Below are 14,625 nucleotides of genomic sequence, written 5' to 3' on the forward strand. Positions count from 1 at the left end.
AGCGAGCCTGCCATGGTTACCTATATCGACGCTGCATCGGCCCCGATGAAAAACACCGGCCAGATCCGGCTTTACGGCCCCGACGGCTTCGAGGGCATGCGCAAGGCAAGCCAGGTCACGGCCCGCTGCCTCGATGAACTTGTCTCACGGGTTGTGCCCGGCGTGACCACCAACGAGATCGACCGGTTCGTCTTCGAATTCGGCATGGACAATGGCGCCCTGCCCGCGACGCTGAATTACCGCGGCTACACCAAGTCCTGCTGCACATCGATCAACCACGTCGTCTGCCACGGCATCCCCAATGACAAGCCGCTGCGCGAAGGCGACATCGTCAATATCGACGTCACCTATGTGCTCGACGGCTGGCACGGCGATTCCAGCCGGATGTATCCGGTCGGCGAGATCAAGCGGTCGGCCGAGCGGCTGATGGAAATCACCCATGCAACGCTGATGCTCGGCATCCATGCGGTCAAGCCCGGCGCCCGCATCGGCGCCATCGGCGACGCCATCCAGCGCTTTGCCGAGGCAGAGCGCTGCTCGGTGGTGCGCGACTTCTGTGGCCATGGCGTAGGAAAGCTGTTTCACGACGCGCCCAACATCCTGCATTACGGCCGCCCCGACGACGGCCCGGAAATGCGCCCCGGCATGATCTTCACCATCGAGCCGATGATCAATCTGGGCCGCCCGCACGTCAAGGTCCTGTCAGACGGCTGGACCGCGGTGACGCGGGACCGCTCGCTGACCGCCCAGTATGAGCACACCATCGGCGTTACCGAGGATGGCTGCGAAATCTTCACCCTGTCGCCTGCCGGGCTGGATCGGCCCGGCCTGCCCGCATGACATCACGCCGCCACCCGGGCCAGTCCGATAATGGGCCGGGTGACGGCGGCATCAGGGATGAAGGCCTGGAGGTCGCGCCGGAGGACGAGCGCAGCTTTTTTGCCGAAACCAGGCCGGGCAAGCCAAAGGGGCTTGCGGTTGACGCCACCACGCCCGGCCCCGCCGTGTCCGGAGAGCATTATCACGGCCATCGCGACCGCCTGCGGCAACGCTTTCGCGACAGCGGCGACCGGGCGCTTGCCGATTATGAACTGCTGGAATTGCTGCTGTTCCGCCTGATCCCGCGCCGCGACACCAAGCCGATTGCCAAGGCGCTGCTTGCCCGCTTCGGTTCGCTGCCCGAGGTGCTCGGCGCGCCGACCCATCTGCTCACGGAGGTCAAGGGCGTTGGCGACAGCGTGGCGACCGATCTCAAGTTGGTGGCAGCATTCGCCCATCGCATGCTCAAGGGCGGCCTAAAGGACCGTCAGGTCCTTGCCTCCTGGTCATCCGTGATCGAATATTGCCGCGCGGCCATGGCCTTTGAAGCGCGCGAACAGTTCCGGGTGCTGTTTCTGGACAAGAAAAACACCCTGATCGCCGATGAAATACAGCAGACCGGCACGGTCGACCACACCCCGGTCTATCCGCGCGAAGTGGTCAAGCGCGCGCTCGAACTCTCCGCCACCGCGATCATCCTGGTCCACAACCACCCCTCGGGCGACCCGACGCCCTCGCGCGCCGACATCGAGATGACAAAGCTGATCATCGACACCGCCCGGCCGCTGGGCATCACAGTCCACGACCACATCATCATCGGCAAGGACGGCCACGCCAGCCTCAAGGGACTGAAGCTGATCTAGCCGGGCGGACCATTGTCCCATCCGCGCATCTGCTGGCTTTCGAGAAACCGCCCGGAATCGTCCCTGACCTCCTTGAGCCGGTCTTTCGACATCTTGCCGAGCGATCCCATGATCAGACCCATGCGGTGGTTCTTCCGCAGAACCTGCTCGTTTTCCGACAGGAAGTTCCAGTACAGATAGTTGAACGGACAGGCCTTTTCGCCGCTCTTCTGCTTCACGTCGAACGCGCAGGACGCGCAATAATCGCTCATCTTGTTGATATAGGCGCCGGAGGCCGCATAGGGTTTTGACGCGACAAAACCGCCATCGGCAAACAGCGCCATGCCGACCACATTGGGCATTTCCACCCATTCATAGGCATCGGAATAGACGATCAGGAACCATTCCTGGACCTGGCGCGGATCAATGCCTGCCAACAGACAGAAATTGCCGATGACCATCAGCCGCTGAATGTGATGCGCATAGGCATTCGACCTGGTTTCGCAGATCGCCTGACTCATGCAGTTCATCGCGGTTTCACCAGTCCAGAAGAATCCGGGCAGTGCTCGCTTGGCCGCAAGCGCATTGGCCCCGGCATAGTCCGGCATCTTCAACCAGTAGACACCGCGAACAAACTCGCGCCAGCCGATGATCTGGCGGATGAACCCCTCGACCGCGTTGAGCGGCACCTCCCCCTCCCGGTAGGCCGTCTCGGCCCTGTCGCAGCATTCGCTCGGTCCGAGCAGTCCGCAATTGATCAGCGTCGACAGATGGCTGTGAAACAGCAGCGGCTCACCCTGCTTCATGGCGTCCTGCCAGTCACCGAACCCCGGAAGGGCGTCGGCAATGAACCAGTCGAGATAGGCGAGTGCATCAGTGCGCGTGACAGGATAGTCGAACGGTTCGATATCGCCGAAATGATCGCCAAACCGGCTGGAAACCAGCGCCATCACCTCTTGCGTGATGCTGTCAGGCTTAAACTCCGGACGCACCGGGATGCTGACCGATTCCGGCAGAGACTTACGATTGTCCTGGTCATAGTTCCACTGCCCGCCCACCGGCGCGCCATCCTTCATCAGATATCCGGTGCTGCGGCGCATCTCGCGATAGAAATATTCCATCCGCAGCGATTTCGGCTGCGCGCCGCTGTCCGTCGTGGCCCAGCTTACAAAATCCTCGTGGCTGGCGAGAAACCGGTCATCAGCGAGTATATCAAAATCGACGCCGAGTTCCTCCCGCCAGGTCTCCGCGGCCTCAAGCACCCGCAGCTCGGACGGTTCCGTGATCACCACGCGGCCTACCCCGTTGCGCTCGACTGCGGCGGCCAGTGCGCTCCCGAAATCACCGGGATTGCCATCGGCATCCAGTTGCACATAGTCGACCACAAATCCTTCCCTGCGCAGATCATCGGCGAAATGCCGCATGGCCGAAAACACAAAGGCGATCTTCTTCTTGTGATGCCTTACCGAGGTGGCCTCGCCCATGACCTCTGCCATGAAGACAACGTCGCGACCGGGCTGCGCTTCATAAAGGCTGGAGATGTCACGAGACAGCTGATCCCCAAGGACAAAGCGCAACACTTTTTCATCAGACATGGGCAACTCCGGCACAAACGACACCCGCCGCCCGGAAATGACGGCGGCTTGTGGGTGCTTACGGTCTCAGCCCCCAAATGGATTGTCCAAAACAGCAATCATCTGGTCCAAGGCCTTCACCCCGCCCCGAATCCGGCCCCAAACGCAAAACGCCGGGGCATTGCCCCGGCGTTTCAATGGTCTGGATTGATCCGGCTTATTCGGAAGCCGGCTCTTCCTTCTTGGCGGCCTTCTTCTTGGCAGGCGCCTTTTTCTTGGCAGCAGGCTTTTTCTCTGAAGCTTCCGCTTCATCATCAGCCATCAGCTCTTCCTTGGTCACGGTCTTGTCCGTCACGTCAATGACGGTCATCAGGTGATCAATGGTCTTTTCTTCAAAGATCGGGGCACGCAGCGATGCAACAGCGCCGGGGGTCTTCTGGAAATATTCGTAGATTTCCTGTTCCTGGCCCGGGAACTTGCGGACCTGCTCGAACAGCGACCGCTGCAGTTCCTCGTCGCTGACCTGAATGCCGGCTTCTTCGCCGACCTTGGACAGAACCAGGCCGAGACGGACCCGGCGCTCGGCCAGCGTGCGGTATTCCTCGCGCGCGGCTTCTTCCGTGGTGTCTTCGTCCTCGAAGGTCTTGCCGTTGTCGCTCAGTTCCTGGTTGATCTGGCGCCAGATACTTTCAAATTCCGCATCCACCAGCTTGGAGGGGGCTTCGAACTTGTGGGCTTCATCGAGCTGGTCGAGAATCTGACGCTTCAGCTTCTGCCGGGTTGCCTGGCCATACTGGTTTTCGATCTGCGAGCGAACGACTTCGCGCAGCTTCTCAGCCGAATCGAGGCCCAGCGTCTTGGCTGTCTCGTCGTTGATCTCCAGTGCGCCGGGAGCCGCAACCGCCTTGACGGTGATGTCGAAAGTGGCTTCCTTGCCGGCCAGATGTGCTGCCTGGTAATCGGCCGGGAACGTCACCGTGATGACTTTCTCGTCGCCGGCCTTGACACCGATCAGCTGTTCTTCGAAGCCGGGAATGAACCGGTTCGAACCGATGACCAGTTCGGCGTCCTGATCAGCGCCGCCTTCAAAGGCTTCGCCATCGATCTTGCCAAGGTAATCGACAGTCACCTTGTCGCCGTCGGCAGCCTTGCCCTTCTTGGGCTCATAGCTGCGGCTGTTTTCGGCAACCCGCAGCACCTGCTCCTCGACTTCTTCCGCCGGCACGTCGACAACTTCGCGTACGACCTTGAAGCTGGAGAAATCTGCGATGTCGAATGTCGGGATGACTTCATAGACCATGGTGAATTCGAAGTCGGCGCCGCCGCTCAGGATCTTGTCGGCTTCCTTCTCGTCCTCGGTCATGGAGATTTCAGGCTGGGTTGCAGCCCGTTCGCCACGCTCGGCAAGGATTGCGGTCGGCTTTTCCTGGATCATTTCATTGACCAGCTGCGCCATCATCGAGCGGCCATAGACCTTCTTGATGTGCGAGATCGGCACTTTGCCCGGGCGAAAGCCTTTGATCTGCATTTTTCCCTTGGCTTCGGCCAGCTTCTCGTTGAGCTGCGCTGCCATGTCATTGGCGGGAACGACGACCTTCAATTCGCGCTTCAGCCCTTCGGCCAGCGTTTCGGTAACCTGCATGTTCAAACCTTCATTTCCTCGCGACTGCGACCGTTCGGGTTGGCCCCGCGACTGGGCCGGTTATCCGGCGTCGCTTGTGGCATTCTTCAAAATAAGCTCCAAACCGGATCAACCGGCTGGACACTTTCTCGTGCTCGCCCTGCCCTCCTGCGCCGAGTGGCGGCCGGACCGGACAACAAACTGGAGTGGCTAGATCTCGTCAATCGGGTCAAACATGTCTGCCATCTCTGGCATCAACCCACTGATTGATGTTGGTCTTTCCTCTTTTGCAATCTTCGCATTCAGCGTCGTGGGTCCCAATCAGACAGTCCAATTGCGCCCCATTTTCCGCAAACAGATGCTCCGGCGAAACCAAGCCTCGCCGACCTGCCCCGCAACTATGCGATTTTGCTCCAAATGGCAAGCCTAGAGCGCCGTTCGATTCATGCTGCCGGACTTCAATCCGTGCCTTGCGGCGCGGTTTGCGGCGAATCGGCCGATGTCGCTAGGGCTTGATACCCATCATGATGTCATGGGTCTTGGAAAAGCCGTCCAGTGACAGTTCGAAGACGAAATCCTCGCCATCGAGAGATTTCGCCGAGATCTTCAGTTTGCTGCCCTTTCTCAGGGGATCGGAGAGTTTTGCGTCGAGCGGAAACGTCGCATAGCTGCCCGAAGCGTCCGCATGGGAAATGGTGGCCACCGATTTAGGCCCCTCGTCAACCCAGAAGGTCACGCCCTGATCGAGCAGAATGCCGTGCGGGAGCGACAGCGTGGCGACAATCTGGTCCGGCTCGGACGGGTTCCGGACCAGTTTCATCGCCAGCAGTCTTTGGCCTGAGGCGGCGACAAACAGTGTCTGTTCCATCGCGCATTGAAACACGCCGGCGCTGTTGGCATTGCTGCAGGAGACGATCCAGGCCGGCAGGCTGGCCGCCGCCTGCGCGCGCGGGCCTTTCTGCGTTTCCGTCTGGGCCAAGGAATCGCTGCCCGTGACCATGCAAAGCATGATCACGGCAGCAGAGAGAACGCCGTTCAGCATCGGGTACACTCCACGATCGGACAGAGCACCCTCAGAACTGCAGTCTCAGATTGGCCGTGATGCGGCCGCCCAGCAGATCCTTGTTGAAGGTGAGGTCGCCGCGGATACTCGCACTGACCTCCCGCAACCCGCCATCTTCCGCGTCAAGGATATTGCGATAGTTCACACCGGCCGAGAACTCGCCATAGGTCCCGAAATTGGTCGTCGTGGTCGGGGTCACAGCCAGGCTTGGCGCAATGTAATTGACAACAGGATCGCTGGCGAAATCATTGTAGAGTGTCGCCGTGACGAAAGGCTGCAGCGCCGATGTCTCATTCGGAAGGATGTAGGTCTTGGCAACCGATACACTGGCAAAGCCGACCATGTTCTCGACATCCTCGAACTGCAGCGTGCCGCCAGGAGCCGCATCGATGGTGACATTGTCCGCCACCGTGCGCGAGTAGCTGAAGCCGGCCGTGGGAACGACGGAGACATCATCAAACGAGAATGCGTAGCCCATCGACCCACTGACGGTGAAGCGGCGGGTGTCGAAATCCTCGTCGTCGACAAACAGCTGGCCACCGGCGGTCGAGGTTGATATCGAAGCGGGTCCAGTCAAACACCGTCTGCACATCCGCGAAGAACCGGCCCTTGGAATAGGTGGCATAGGCGCCGATATTGCGTGAGGTGAACCGGTTGCTCGAGACGATCTGGTTCTGGTCCTGGTTGGCCGTGCCGAGGGCGACGCCGCCAAGCATGCCCAGATTGACCGCTGCGCCCTCTCCGCCGATGTTGAAGCAACCCCAGTCGGCTCCGGCCTGGAACCCGCCGTAATTGACATCGACTTCCGATTGCGCCGAGGCGGACAAGGGGCTCGACGTTGTCGCTGTCGCTGTCGCCGTACCGCCGGTCAGGCGGCCATAGACGCCTGGCGAACAGGTATCGGGCTCGACGCCGATCGGAGTGGCGACAAAGGCGCTGGTCGGCCGGTTCACCGCGGAATTCACGATATTCTGAACCGAACTGAGACTGCCGACAAGGCCGCCCAGAGTGCCGAGATTGAGCGTCGTGCGGATGACATAGTCTTCGCCGCTGTCGACAAGATTGTACTGGACGAAGGGACCGCTGATCAGCCCGCTGACGGCGCCAAGCGAACTGGCGCTGTTGTCGGTCGAGGAGATCACCAGCGTGTCGCCGGGGGTATCACGGTTCGACGTGACCGTCGGGGTGAAGTTGACATTGACAGTGCCGCTCAGGGCGCCGTTGATGGTCACGGTATCAACCAGGCCGGTCGCGGCATTGGTCAGCGCCAGGTCGAGATTATAGGTGCCACCTGCCCCGTTGGCGACATTGCCATTGATCGTCAGGGCGTCATCCGTCGCCCCGTCAAGCAGCGATATCGTGCCGCCGGTATTGGTCACCGGACCGCCGATCGTGCTTGCGCCCAGCGCGTTGAGCGTCCCGGTATTGTTGAACGCCTCGATGGAGGCGATCGTGTTGTTGTTCATGTTGAAGGTGCCGGTGTTGTTGAACGTGTCGGCAGCCCCGGCAAGCGTCGAAGTGGCGCCCGCATTCAGCGTCCAGGTTCCGGCATTGTTGAACGTGGCGGAGGTAACGCCCGCCGCAGTCTGGAAATCACCCAGAACCGTGTTGTTGTTGGTGAATGTGCCCGAGCCCAGATTGGAGAAATTGACCGCATTGGCAGCCGAGGTGACTGTCCCGGCATTGTTTGCCGTCAGCACGCCCCCGGTGAAGTTGACCGCATTGGCGCCACCGGTGATGGTCGTGCCGGCGCCATTGATCGAAAGTGCCACGGCACCGGTGCCTGAACCGAGCCGCACACCATCCGTGGATGTACCCGTCACACTGTTGGCCACAGCTACATTGACCGCGCCTGTCCCGGTGGTGGTGGCGACAATGCCGTTCGTACCGCCGGTCACAGTCGCACCCGCTGCGGTCTTGGTGACGGTCACATTACCGTTGCCGCCCGACGAGGTGGCGCTGATGCCTGTACCGGTCGTGCCTGTGACGGATCCGCTGCCATTGACGACGACATTGCCTCCGGCAAGAGCTGCGCCGGCCGAGATACCGGTTGTACCGCCGGTCACTGCGGCGTTGTTGGTCACTGTCGCGGTGCTGCTTGCCACACTGGCTAAAATACCGGTCGCCGTGGGTGCCGTGGTGTCGCCGACGGCGGCATTTGTCGTGATCGTGACATTGTTGTTGGTCGCTCCGCCCTGAATGCCGACGGAGCCGCCATTGACCGTTCCTGTGGTGTCGATGGTGGTTGTCGCATTGCTGCCGCCGGCAAGAATGCCAATTCCGGTTGACCCGGCTGCGAGGGTCACGCCCGCGCTGTCGACATCAACAGTGCCGCTGCCACTGTTGCCGGCGTTGATACCGTTCGACGCACCGGTGCCGGTGGAAGTGATCGCGCCTGCATTGACGACGACATTACCGGTCGCGCCCGCTGCCGTAATCTGCGCATTGATGCCGGTTGAGCCTGTACCAGCGATCGTCATTGGAGCGATGCCGGTGACGGTGATATTGCCGCTGCCGGTGAGATTAGATGTGGCATTGATGCCCATGGTCGCCCCGGTGCCGGTGTTGGAAATCGCCCCGGAGCGGTCGACCAGAATGTTGCTGTTCTGTGCGCCGCCGCCGGTGATTTGCGCATTGATCGCGGTGGACCCGGCGCCCGAGGCCGTCGTTGTTCCACTACCGGAGACAGCCACGCTGCCGCCGATCGACTGCGCGTCGACGCCGAAGGTTGCGCCGGCAATCGAGCCCGCGCCATTGACCGTGTTCGCGCCCAGATCGGTGCGGCTGATGACACCGGCATTGTTGGTTCCGGTAATCGACTGGCCCGCAAAGGATGTCACGGTCACTGTTCCGGTGCCCGCGCCGCCATTGGACGAGCGCGCATCAACACCGGTGGTGTTGCCGAGAATGGCGCCGTTCCGGTTGATCAGCACGGTGCCGTTGCCGTTGGTTGTGTTGGCCAGAATGCCCTCCGCCAGGGTGCCGGTGACATTGCCCGTACCGGTCACGCTCAAGTCACCCCCAAGGGTCGAAGTCATGACGATGCCGGGATCGCCGGTGATCGTGCCATTGACCGAAATCACGGTTGCGCCCGAGGTCGCGGTAGTCTGGATGCCGTCGTCACCGGCCGCATTGCCGCCGGTGACATTGCCGTTCCCGGCAATGGTGATCGTGCCCGTGCCCGTGGCCGTGGCGTTGATACCGTCGTCGCCGGCCGTCACATTGCCGCCGAGCGTGACCAGATTGGCGCCGTCAACCACATTGGTGACAATGCCGTTGCCGGTTGGCGCCGTGGCGTTGCCAATGTCGGCAGCCGTGGTCACGGTCACTGTACCCGCGCCCGTGCTGGACGCATTGATACCGGTGGCGCCGCCATTGACTGAACCGGAGATGTCGACGGTGACGATACCGGCATTGATCGACACGGCATTGATGCCGGTGCCGGTCGAGGCTGCGGCGAGCGTCACGCCAGCGCTGTCAACGTCGACCAGACCGGAACCCGCATTCTGCGCATTGATGCCGATCGAATTGGCGGTGCCGGTGGATGTGATCGCGCCTGCATTGACAACAACATTGCCGGTCGCCCCGCCTGCCGTCATCCGTGCATTGATACCGGTCGAATCCGCACCGGCAATCGTGATTGTCGACGTGGCGACGGACACATTGCCGCTGCCGGTGAGGTTCGACGTCGCGTTGACGCCGGTGGTCGCCCCGGTTCCGGTGTTGGAAATCGCCCCGGAACGATTGACCAGAATGTTGACATTCTGGGCACCGCCCCCGGTAAGCTGGGCATTGATCGTGGAGGATCCTGCACCCGACGACGACGTCGTGCCTGTGCCGGAGACGTCGACACCGCCGCCGATCGACCGCGCGTCGATGCCGAAACCCGCGCCCGAGATCGAGCCCGCGCCTGTGACCGTGTTGAGCCCCAGATCCGTGCGGGTGATGACGCCGTCATTGTTGGTTCCGGTGATCGACTGCCCCGCAAATGAGGTGACAGTCACCGTGCCGGTGCCCGCGCCGCCATTGGAGGAGCGTGCATCGACGCCGGTGGTCGTGCCCAGGATGGCGCCATCGCGGTTGATTGCCACATTGCCGTTGCCGCCGGTGGTGGAGACCAGAACACCCTCGTCGCCGACACCGGTCACATTGCCTGCGCCGACGAGGCTGAAATTCGCGCCCGCGGCGGAATTGAACAGAACCCCGGGATCGCCCTGGATGGCTCCGGTGAGGCTGATCACGGTGGTGCCGTCAGCAGTGATGTCGATGCCGTCATTGCCCGCGCCATTGCCGCCGGCGACTGCGCCGGCGCCGTCAATCGTGACGGTACCGCCGCCTGTGGAGGTGATGTTGATCCCGTCGCCGCCAAGACCGGTGACATTGGCGCCAAGCGTGACCAGCACATCGCCGCCGGTCGAATTGTCCAGCGCTATGCCGTCGCCGGCGCCATTGTTGATCGTCCCGGTCCCGGTCGTGGTCACGGTGATGCCATCTGCCGTTGCATTGCTGGCCACAACACCACCCGCCCCGACCGGATTAACGGTGCCGCCAATGGCGACGACGCTGATGCCGGAGCTTGTAATGATCGTCGAGTTGTTGGTGCCGCCGGTCTGCACGAAGGTGGCGACATTGTAGGTTCCGGCAGCGATCGTACCGGATGCAAGATTGATCCTGGTAAGCGTTTCGGTTCCGGTCGATGTCAGCGTTCCGCCGGCCACATTGACCGTCGCCCCGCCCGCCAGCGCGCCGCCATCGGTGGACAGGGTCCCGCCAGTGATGTCGATGGTGGTCGAGGCGAGCGCACCAGAGCCCGTCAGATCCAGCGTTCCGTCGCTGACCGTGGTCGTGCCTGTGAAGGTATTGGCACCGGTCATCGTCATGGTGCCGGTGCCGTTCTTGGTAAGCCCGCCGGCGCCGGACGCGACACCGGAAAATGTGGTGGAGGTGTTGTCGCCACCGGTCGTCAGCGTGGCGCCCAGCGTCACACTGCCCGCGCCGGCCAGTGACCCGATCGTCTCGGCTGCAGTCACATCCAGCGTGCCGGTTGCAGCGACGACAACAGCGCCGGTATCGGCAATCGCCGCTCCGCCCGCCAGGGCCAGCGTTCCGGCGCTCACGGTGGTGGTGCCGGTATAGGTGTTTGTTCCCGACAAGGTCAGCGTGCCCGCACCGATTTTTTCAAGCGGCCGCGGACCGGCTGTCTCGGAAATGTCCCCCGACTGCGTCGCAGTGCCTGCAAGAACCTGCAGCTGAGTGGTGCCGGAATTGATGTTGATCGCATTGGCGACATTGATGCCATTGGCATAATCGATCACCGAGCCGGTTGTGGTGATGGTGCCGGTACCGGCCGCGCCGCTGGTGCCCAGCGCCAAGGTGCCGCCGGCAACCGTGGTGCCGCCGGAATAGGTATTGTCGGTGGACAACGTCAAGGTGCCGGTGCCGGACTTGATCAGCGCGCCCGTGCCGGAAATCGTGCCCGAATGGGTGGTTGACGTGTTGTCGCCACCGGCAGTCAGGGTATTGGCATTGAGTGTCACCGCGCCCGCGCCCGCCAGAGAACCGATGTTCAAGTCTGTCGTCATATCAAGCGTGCCGGTGGCATTGACGGTCACCGCGCTGTTATTGCCCAGGGCGGATGCATTGCCAGCACGCAATGTGCCGCTGGTGATTGTGGTGGTGCCGGTATAGGTGTTGGCGCCACTGAAGACATTCTCGCTGCCTCCAATGTTGACCACGATATTGCCGGTCCCGGAGATGACGCCTGTCGCATCTACCAAAAACGGTGACACAGACCCATTCAGAGTCAGCGTATTGCCATTCAATTCCGTGGCGCCGTTTAGATTAAGCAGTCCGATGGTTTCATCAGAGAGCAGTGTAAAATTGCCGCCCCCATTAATAATCTGGTTGTTCCCGATGGCATTTCCGCCTGAGACCTGAAGCACGCCCGCGTTGATGCCGATTCGCGCCGAACCGGTCATGGAGTTGGTGCCGCTCAATGTCAGGGTACCGGCACCATTCTTGTTGAAAGCAAGCACGCCTAGGGTGGAAGCACCGGTGAAATTGCCGGCGAAGGTCTGGTTCGCCGTCTGGGTGACGGTCAGCGAGCCACCGGCCACGATATTGATCGTGCCGCCGGTGCCCGACAGATTGGCTACGGTTTCAGCAAAACCCTGCAGATCGAAGGTGCCGCCATTGACGATGAGATCCGATGCATCCGCGATCCGCTCGTTGGCGCCGATTTGCAATGTACCGGCCGACACGGTCGTTGCGCCGGTATAAGTGTTGGCAGCGCTGAGGATCAGCGTCCCGTCTCCGATCTTTTCGAGCGGCCGCGCACCGCCGAGTTCCGAAATCACGCCCGACTGTTCCGCCGTCACGCCCGCCAGAGCCTGCAGCTGGGTGGTATCCGAGTTGATGGCAATGGGCGTCGCGACATTCACGCCGTTTGCGTAGTTGATCACCGAGCCGGTGGTGGTGATCTGGCCGCCCGCACCGCCGGCCGCGTTGTTCGAGCCAAGCGTCAGTGTGCCTCCGGCGACAGTGACACCGCCGGTGATGGTGTTGTTGCCCGACAGCGTGCTCGTCGTCCCGGAGGAAACCGTCACGCCGCCCGTCACGATCAGGTTGGAGGAAATCGTGCCGCCATCCATCTGCACCGCATTGGCCGCCGCCGAGGTGACCGTCAACGCGCCGGTGCCACTCACGGTGCCGCCGGACGTCGCCAGCGAAGTGATGGACTCCGCCACCGTGTTGATCGTCAACGCGCCTGAGGAAATACCAGCGGTGGTGCCAGCCGCGAGGCCACCATTATCAACCAGCAGCGTGCCGCCGTTGATTGTGATGTCGGTCGAGGCCAGAGCACCTGCACCGGCAAGCGTGAGCTGGCCACTCGTCACTGTTGTCGTGCCTGTATAGGTGACCGCAGCCGTCAATTCCTGCACAGCACCATCGACGACGAGGCTCCCCCCACCGGCAATGTCGGCCGACATGGTAGCGCCCACACCAACGCCGCCGAGTGTCAAGGTGTTGCCGTTGAGATCGAAAGTTCCCGCGGCGTTGCCGAGCAAAAGGCCCACGGTTTCATTCGCCAGCAATTCCAGCGTCCCGCCTGCCTGGACGAAAACGATGTTGCCGTCACCGATCGCGTTTCCGCCTGCAACCTGCAACGTACCGGCGTTGACCACAACCCGTCCGTTCCCGGATGTGCTGTTGGTACCCGACAGAGTCAGCGTGCCCCCTCCGGACTTTGCCAGATAATCCACGTTCAGCGTGGTGGCGCCACTGATGTCACCCGAATAGGTCAGATTGCTGGTCTGGTTGACAATGAGCCGCCCCGACGCGCCACCGGTAGAGATCGTGCCGGTGCCGGACAGATCCGCCACAGTCTCGGTGAAGTTGTTGAGGTCGAACGTGCCGCCGCCCATGACCAGACTGGAGGTGTCGGCGATTCGCTCACTGGCGCCGATCTGCAGAGTGCCAGCGGTTACCGCGGTCGCACCGGTATAGGTATTTGCGCCCGAGAGAATGCTGGTGCCACTATTGTTACTAAGACTGCCCGTGCCGGCTATGACCGCGCTCACATTGGCGTCAGCAAACAGCTGAACTAGAGTGTCGATTGACAAGGTTCCATTTTGCGCCGTAGCGCCGTTGCCGACAATAAGAGAGTTCTTGTTGACGGTAAGACCACCAACGTCGAGAACTGTTCCCGCGCCATGCACCTCGACATCGGGCCCCGCACCCAGGGCCGACGCATTGCCGACGGTCAGCCGACCCGCTGTAATATTCGTCAAACCAATATAGGTGTTGACGCCACTCAGCGTCAGCTCACCCGCACCTGTTTTGTCCAATCCGCCTGCACCGCTGATGTTGGACGAGATGGTGGCGTCATTGCCGGCTCCGCCGCTCACATCCGACACATTGAAAGTGGTGCCGCCCCCAGCGAGAGAAAGATCACCACCCGCAATGGTGAAAATCGTGTTGTCACCGGTCGTGCCAAAGACAACGTCGCTGGACAGTGTGATCCCGCCCGCGTCCACCGTCACCGTACCGCCGGTTGCAGTCCCGGCGGCTCCGCCGCCGAAATTGGTGGAAACCGCGGTGTTGTACGCAGCATTGTTGTTGCCGTCGGTATCGGTCCAGTTTGTCGTTGCATTGTTCCAGTCGCCACTGCCGCCATCGATGGCAGCATCGGCGACCGTTCCGGCACCGTCAAAAAACTGTTGCGCCGATGCCGGATTGGCAAACAAAGCCAGGGCAACGACTGAAAGCGCCGTGCTGGAAAACAGGCCGCTCCTCAATCTCCCCGCACCGCCAACAGCTTTTTCCGAAGAATGCCTCGATTGCCGGTCCACACCATTCGCCATGTCAGTCCCCATTTTCCTACATGCCTACCCGGACGCAAGCCGAATACATAGATATGCAGAATCATATCTTGATTACCCGGAATTGAATCCCATGCACTCTCTCGCTACACGCAATTTAACACATTCGCAACCACGTTATTGTCTGGAGCCGCCCATTTGCTTCGTGTGAATATCACTGTTGCATTCGCGCAACCGCATTTTTGAGCAACACCACTTCAGTTTTTCAAATGTAATCTGCTATCGCATTGGCATGATTATCTATTTTATTACATCCGGTCAGAAACGGCTTGGCCGGGACGCAGGCTCCGGCGTGAACTGGCTCGAATCAAATGGACACACTGAC

7 protein-coding genes are annotated in these 14,625 nt (G+C 61.3%); 2 read left to right on the plus strand and 5 right to left on the minus strand.

From position 1 onward, the window contains the following. Nucleotides 1–12: 12 nt before the first annotated feature. Both map and radC read left to right on the plus strand, forming a co-directional pair. On the plus strand, nucleotides 13–840 hold the full coding sequence (map, locus tag OEG82_RS14185; protein WP_267613059.1) for a type I methionyl aminopeptidase: 828 nt from the start codon (nucleotides 13–15) through the stop codon (nucleotides 838–840). After that, nucleotides 837–1,682: a RadC family protein gene (gene radC / locus OEG82_RS14190; RefSeq protein WP_267613060.1), complete on the plus strand. Its 846-nt coding sequence runs from the start codon at nucleotides 837–839 to the stop codon at nucleotides 1,680–1,682. The genes map and radC overlap by 4 nt, the downstream gene beginning before the upstream one ends. On the opposite strand, the gene OEG82_RS14195 is transcribed toward radC, so the two are convergent. From OEG82_RS14195 to OEG82_RS14215, 5 genes are all read right to left on the minus strand, one after another. Next, a complete protein-coding gene (locus OEG82_RS14195; RefSeq protein WP_267613061.1) occupies nucleotides 1,679–3,256 on the minus strand; it encodes a cryptochrome/photolyase family protein in 1,578 nt (525 codons plus the stop codon). The genes radC and OEG82_RS14195 overlap by 4 nt on opposite strands. Before the next feature lie 196 nt (nucleotides 3,257–3,452). Beyond that, the gene (gene tig, locus OEG82_RS14200; RefSeq protein ID WP_267614959.1) at nucleotides 3,453–4,877 is read right to left on the minus strand and encodes a trigger factor; all 1,425 of its coding nucleotides are present in this window, start codon (nucleotides 4,875–4,877) and stop codon (nucleotides 3,453–3,455) included. Between the two features lie 484 nt (nucleotides 4,878–5,361). Then, complete coding sequence (locus OEG82_RS14205) at nucleotides 5,362–5,898, minus strand: invasion associated locus B family protein (protein ID WP_267613062.1); 537 nt, start codon at nucleotides 5,896–5,898, stop codon at nucleotides 5,362–5,364. 31 nt (nucleotides 5,899–5,929) lie between these two features. Next, entirely contained in the window at nucleotides 5,930–6,397 is a 468-nt protein-coding gene (locus OEG82_RS14210; RefSeq protein ID WP_267613063.1) for an autotransporter domain-containing protein, read from the minus strand. After that, nucleotides 6,375–14,282, minus strand: a complete 7,908-nt coding sequence (locus OEG82_RS14215; protein ID WP_267613064.1) for a beta strand repeat-containing protein — start codon at nucleotides 14,280–14,282, stop codon at nucleotides 6,375–6,377. Before OEG82_RS14215 ends, OEG82_RS14210 begins: the two co-directional genes overlap by 23 nt. Nucleotides 14,283–14,625: the final 343 nt, after the last annotated feature.

The organism is Hoeflea ulvae (assembly GCF_026619435.1).
Classification (GTDB): domain Bacteria; phylum Pseudomonadota; class Alphaproteobacteria; order Rhizobiales; family Rhizobiaceae; genus Hoeflea; species Hoeflea ulvae.